Annotated in this window: 3 protein-coding genes and 2 pseudogenes; all 5 read left to right on the plus strand. The window is 70.8% G+C overall.

The window, feature by feature from the left end:
• Positions 1-117 (plus strand): annotated as a pseudogene (locus tag AB0Q99_RS34095) (ATP-binding protein); the annotation flags it as partial.
• Positions 118-524: 407 nt separating this feature from the next.
• Positions 525-3,860, plus strand: coding sequence for a nitrate- and nitrite sensing domain-containing protein (locus AB0Q99_RS34100; protein WP_363578123.1), 3,336 nt, complete (start codon positions 525-527; stop codon positions 3,858-3,860).
• A 10-nt stretch (positions 3,861-3,870) separates the two neighbouring features.
• Positions 3,871-4,284 carry a roadblock/LC7 domain-containing protein gene (locus tag AB0Q99_RS34105; RefSeq protein WP_097236138.1) on the plus strand — a complete coding sequence of 138 codons (414 nt, stop codon included), beginning with the start codon at positions 3,871-3,873 and terminating at the stop codon, positions 4,282-4,284.
• Positions 4,285-4,446: 162 nt separating this feature from the next.
• Entirely contained in the window at positions 4,447-5,091 is a 645-nt protein-coding gene (locus AB0Q99_RS34110; protein ID WP_363578125.1) for a DUF742 domain-containing protein, read from the plus strand.
• Positions 5,072-5,217 (plus strand): annotated as a pseudogene (locus AB0Q99_RS34115) (ATP-binding protein); the annotation flags it as partial. The gene AB0Q99_RS34110 and the pseudogene AB0Q99_RS34115, both read left to right, overlap by 20 nt.

Here is a 5,217-nt window from a genome sequence, read left to right on the forward strand (position 1 = left end):
GCCCTCCAACTCAGCGCCGACACCCCCGTCGTCACCCTCGACGCCCGACGCCGCGACAGCGCCAAGAGCGCCCTCATCACCCTCGTCGAACACGCACTCCTCGCCCGACTGCGCTGAGCGGACGAGGAGAACCGGAACCGTCCGGCCCCGTCGGCCCGTCACTGCAACGGACCGACGGGGCCGCGTCGATTACCGGTCGGTGTCCTCCCGGGGCCCCGCGCAAGACCCGTGTATAAGCAGCGGATAACAGTTCGGTAGGCATTTTGTGATCAACAATGACGCAGCGTGGCGAATCAGCGTCACTCAGCGCCAGATCACCACGGTTTCGCCCCGTCATGTCGGCGAATGTCCAGATTGTTCCGACGCGGGCGCCCCACAGCGGCTGTTTGTCCCCCATCCCTGCACGTGCTGAAATTCCAGCTACCCCTGATTCTCCCGCGCCGGCCCGTCCGGTGACGGGTCAGGGCCCGGGGGTAGCGCTGGATTGATCCATGGCCGGCAGTCGGCCGAGAGGTAGTTGTCGAGTGAGGCGTAAGCAGCAACCCGCCCCGCAGCGGCGCTCCGAGCCCCGCCAGAGCGAGCCGAACGGTACCCCCGCGGGCCCGGCCGGATTCTCCGCGTTCACTCCCACCGAGGAACGCCCCCAGGCCGCGTCGGCTCCGACGCCCCCGAGCATCGCCACGGCGCCCCGCAGCGGCGGCGCACCGGGCGGCGACGGCGGTGCCGCGGGACGGTACGAGTTCCTCCGCCCGCGCAACTGGCGCGTGCCGACCCGCCTGATCGCGATCCTGCTGATCCCCGTGATCATCAGTCTCGTCTTCGGTGGTCTGCGAGTGAACACCTCGGTCGACGGCTACATCAAGGCCTCCCGGGCCGAGAAGACCGCCGAGCTGGCCAAGGCCGCGACCGAGCTCGCCGAAGCGCTGGAGAACGAGCGCGACAAGACGCTCATACCCCTGGTCACCAAGCAGGACCCGAACAACGAGGTCACCAAGCGCCGCGCCGACACGGACGCCGCGCTGAAGGCCTACAACGCCGCCTACGCGGCCTCCGACAAGTCCGGTGAGCTGCCGCGCCGCCACGAGGCGTTCCAGGCACTGATCATCGACCTGCCGCACCTGCGGGCCAACGCCTACAACCCGGAGCTGTTCGTCAGCGCCACCGCGAGCGCCTACTCGGTGATGTTCGCGCCGCTGCTGGCCTACGACAACTCGGTCGGCCTGGGCTCCTCCAACGCCACCAGCAAGGGCCGCTCGATCTACGCGATGTCGCTGGCCAAGGCCTCGGCCTCGACCCAGCGCGCCCTGATGCTGAACCTGCTGGTCGGCATCTCGCAGAACGCCACCACCCGGTACGAGAACACCGACGTGATCCAGCAGATCCTGGTGGCGGAGAAGCTGGAGCAGGTCTCCCTCAACGAGTTCAACACCGGTAGCGCCCCCGAGGACGCCAAGAAGTACGCGGACGCGCAGGTCGCCCTGGCCACCGCCCAGGAGCGCTCGGCCTACAAGATGCCGAACGGCGCCGCGCCCACCATGCAGGGCCTGCTCGCCCTGGGCGCCGCGTACACCCAGGCCGCTGCCGAGGGCCAGACCAAGGGCAAGGCCGCCGCCGACGCCGCGTACGCCGAGGCGAAGAACGCCGGTCTGACCCCGGACAACTGGAACCAGGCCGCCAACACCCACATCCAGGCCCTGCGGAACACCGAAGTCGTCCTGCTCGACGACGTCCTCAACGAGTCCCGCAGCCTCAAGGACAACGCGCTCTACGACGCCATCCTCAACACGGTCATCGTCGTCGCCTCGCTGATCCTGGCCGGCCTGCTCACCGGCTACGTCGCCCGCTCGATGATCCTCGGCATGCGCACCCTGCGCAGCGCCGCCCTGGAGATCGCCGACCACCGCCTGCCGGACCTGGTCGAGAAGCTCTCCAAGACCGACCCCGACCGGGTCGACACCTCGGTGACCCCGATCCCGCTGCACGGCAAGGACGAGATCGGCGAAGTCGCCCGGGCGTTCGACCAGGTCCACCAGCAGGCCGTGGCGCTCGCCGCCGAGCAGGCCCTGCTCCGAGGGAACGTCAACGCGATCTTCACCAACCTGTCGCGCCGCAGCCAGGGCCTCATCCAGCGCCAGCTGGCGCTGATCACCGACCTGGAGAACAACGAGGCCGACCCGGACCAGCTGGAGAACCTCTTCAAGCTGGACCACCTCGCGACCCGTATGCGCCGCAACGGTGAGAACCTGCTCGTCCTCGCGGGCGAGGAGGCCGGCCGCCGCTGGAACACCCCGGTCCCGCTGGTCGACGTGCTCCGCGCCGCCGCGTCCGAGGTGGAGCAGTACGAGCGCGTCGAGCTCTCCGGCATCCCGGAGGTCGACGTCGTCGGCGCCGCCGTGACCGACCTCGTCCACCTGCTCGCCGAGCTGCTGGAGAACGCGACCTCGTTCTCCAGCCCGCAGACCCGGGTGCTGGTCAACGCGACCCGCCTGCCGGACGGCCGCGTGCTGGTCGAGATCCACGACAAGGGCATCGGCCTCACCGCCGAGGACTTCGCCGAGATCAACGAGAAGCTGGCCGAGCCGCCCACGGTCGACGCCACCATCTCCCGCCGCATGGGCCTCTTCGTGGTCGGCCGGCTCTCCCAGCGGCACGACATCCGCGTCCAGCTCCGCCCGTCCGGCGAGTCGGCCGGCACCACCTCGCTGGTCATGCTCCCGCCGTTCGTCACCCAGGGCGGCGCGATGCCGGAGCCGGAGGAGCAGTTCACCGTCTCCCGGATCTTCGCCGATCAGGAGCCGACCGCCCCGTGGGCGCCGGACGCCGGCACCCGCAGCGCCGCCGAGCTCGGCTTCGACGACCACCTCACCGGTGTCGGCAACGCCGGCTCCTCCGGTTTCAGCCCGGCCCTGGAGTCCGTCCAGCGCTCGCAGCGCCTCGACCAGGTCCGCCGCACGGCCCTGGAGGGCGCGCCGCAGTCCCCGGTGGTGGACGCCGAGGTCGAGGAGGACTACCAGCAGGGCTACGACCAGTACCCGCAGCAGGGCTTCCAGCAGCAGGGCGCCTACGCCGACGACCAGTACGGCTACGACCAGCAGGGCTACCAGCAGGACGACTACGCCCAGGACGGCTACGACCAGTACCCGCAGCAGGGCTACGACCAGCAGGGCTACACCGACGGCCAGTACGCCGACGACCAGTACGGCTACGACCAGGGCGGCTTCGACCCGTACGGCCGCCCGGCCCAGGAGGCCCCGGCCGACCACCCGTACGCCCCGGAGACCCCCGCGCTGCCCGCCGCCGAGCAGGCGCCCACCACGCTGGCGTCCGGGCTGCCGCAGCGGCGCCCCGGCGAGCAGCTGGCGGGCGGTGGCCCCGGCTCCGCGCCGGCCGGCGCGCTCCCGACCGGCGACAGCCCGAACTGGTTCGCCGGTGCCAAGGACACCTCCTCGCCCCTGGAGTCGCGCGGCCACGACGTGTCCTCGCTCGGCGGATACGGCCCGACCGGCCCGACCGCCAGCGCCGCCTGGCAGTCACCGAACGACGGCGACTGGCAGCGGGCCGAGCAGTTGCGCGAACCCTCCTCCGCCGGGACCACCCAGTCCGGTCTGCCGCGGCGCGTGCCCAAGCAGAACCTGGTGCCCGGCAACGCCAAGAGCACCCCGCAGGAAGGGCCGCAGGTCTCCCGCAGCCCCGAGGAGGTCCGTGGCCGCCTCACCAACCTGCGTCGCGGTGTGGAGCAGGGCCGCAGCGCCGGCACCACCGGAAGCTTCCGGATCGACCCCGATCAGGCAGACCAGTCCGGCAACGGACAGAACCGAAGCACCGATCTCTTCGGCGGCTCGAACCACCAGGAGCGTTGAGTTGACTCAGATGAGCCAGGCCGCACAGAACCTGAACTGGCTGATCACCAATTTCGTGGACAACACCCCCGGGGTGTCCCACACCGTGGTGGTCTCCGCGGACGGCCTCCTCCTGTGCATGTCCGAGGGCTTCCCGCGCGACCGCGCCGACCAGCTCGCCGCCGTCGCCTCCGGCCTCACCTCCCTCACCTCCGGCGCCAGCCGGATCTTCGAGGGCGGCGAGGTCAACCAGACCGTGGTCGAGATGGAGCGGGGCTTCCTGTTCCTGATGGCCATCAGCGACGGCTCCGCCCTCGCCGTGCTGGCCTCCCCGGACTCCGACATCGGCCTCGTCGGCTACGAGATGGCCCTGCTCGTCGACCGCGCCGGCGCCGTCCTCACCCCCGCACTCCGCGCGGAACTCCAGGGCAGTCTCCTGCACTGACGGTTCGTCGGATACCGTCCAGGTATTCGAAGCACCTCCGCGTCCTTCCCGGGCCCGCTTCGGCGGGCTCGGGTTCGGACGTTGTACGGCCTTCGCACCACCGGCTCCGGACTCGCGCCGAAGCTCGCAATTGCACCGCCGCACCCTGTGAGGAGAGGAACCGTGACACCGCCCGACGACCGCAGCGGCCAATACGGTCTTCCGTACCCCGGCACAGGCCATGACGCCTTCGGATCACCCGGCGTCGGCCACGGTCAGGAGTACGGCCGACACCAGTACGGGCAGCCCCGGCACCCGTACGCCCGGCCCGAGGAACAGTACGGCCAGTACGACCAGTACGCCCAGCAGCAACCCTCCTACGGCGCCCCGGCGCCCGGCTACCCGGGACCGACGCCCGAGCCGGATCCCGGTTTCCAGCCGGCCCAGGAGCCCGGACACGTCGAGGAGTTCGAGGACGAACCCGACTCCGGCCCGCTGATCCGTCCGTTCGCGATGACCGGCGGTCGCACCCGGCCGCGCTACGAACTCGCGCTGGAGGCCCTGGTCTCCGCCGACGTCGATCCGCAGCGCCTGGCCACCCTGCTCCCCGAGCACCAGCGGATCTGCACGCTGTGCACGGAGGTCAAATCCGTCGCCGAGGTGTCGGCGCTCCTCTCCCTGCCCCTGGGAGTGGCCCGCATCCTCGTGGCAGACCTGGCCGAGGCCGGCCTGGTCGCCATCCACCAGCCCGCTTCCGGCGGCGAAACCGGAAACCAGCCCGACGTCACGCTGCTCGAAAGGGTCCTCAGTGGACTTCGCAAGCTCTAACGCGGCCGCCCCCACCCGCGCCACCACCTCCGCGAAGATCGTCGTCGCGGGCGGCTTCGGTGTCGGCAAGACCACGCTCGTCGGCGCCGTCTCCGAGATCAACCCCCTGCGCACCGAAGCCGTCAT

It is taken from the genome of Kitasatospora sp. NPDC086791, assembly GCF_040685975.1.
Classification (GTDB): Bacteria; Actinomycetota; Actinomycetes; order Streptomycetales; family Streptomycetaceae; genus Kitasatospora.

What these genes read in the sequence shown, in the direction of transcription:
- AB0Q99_RS34105 (WP_097236138.1), top strand. Translation starts at nt 3,871, where the DNA reads ATGAGCCAGGCCGCACAGAACCTGAACTGGCTGATCACCAATTTCGTG.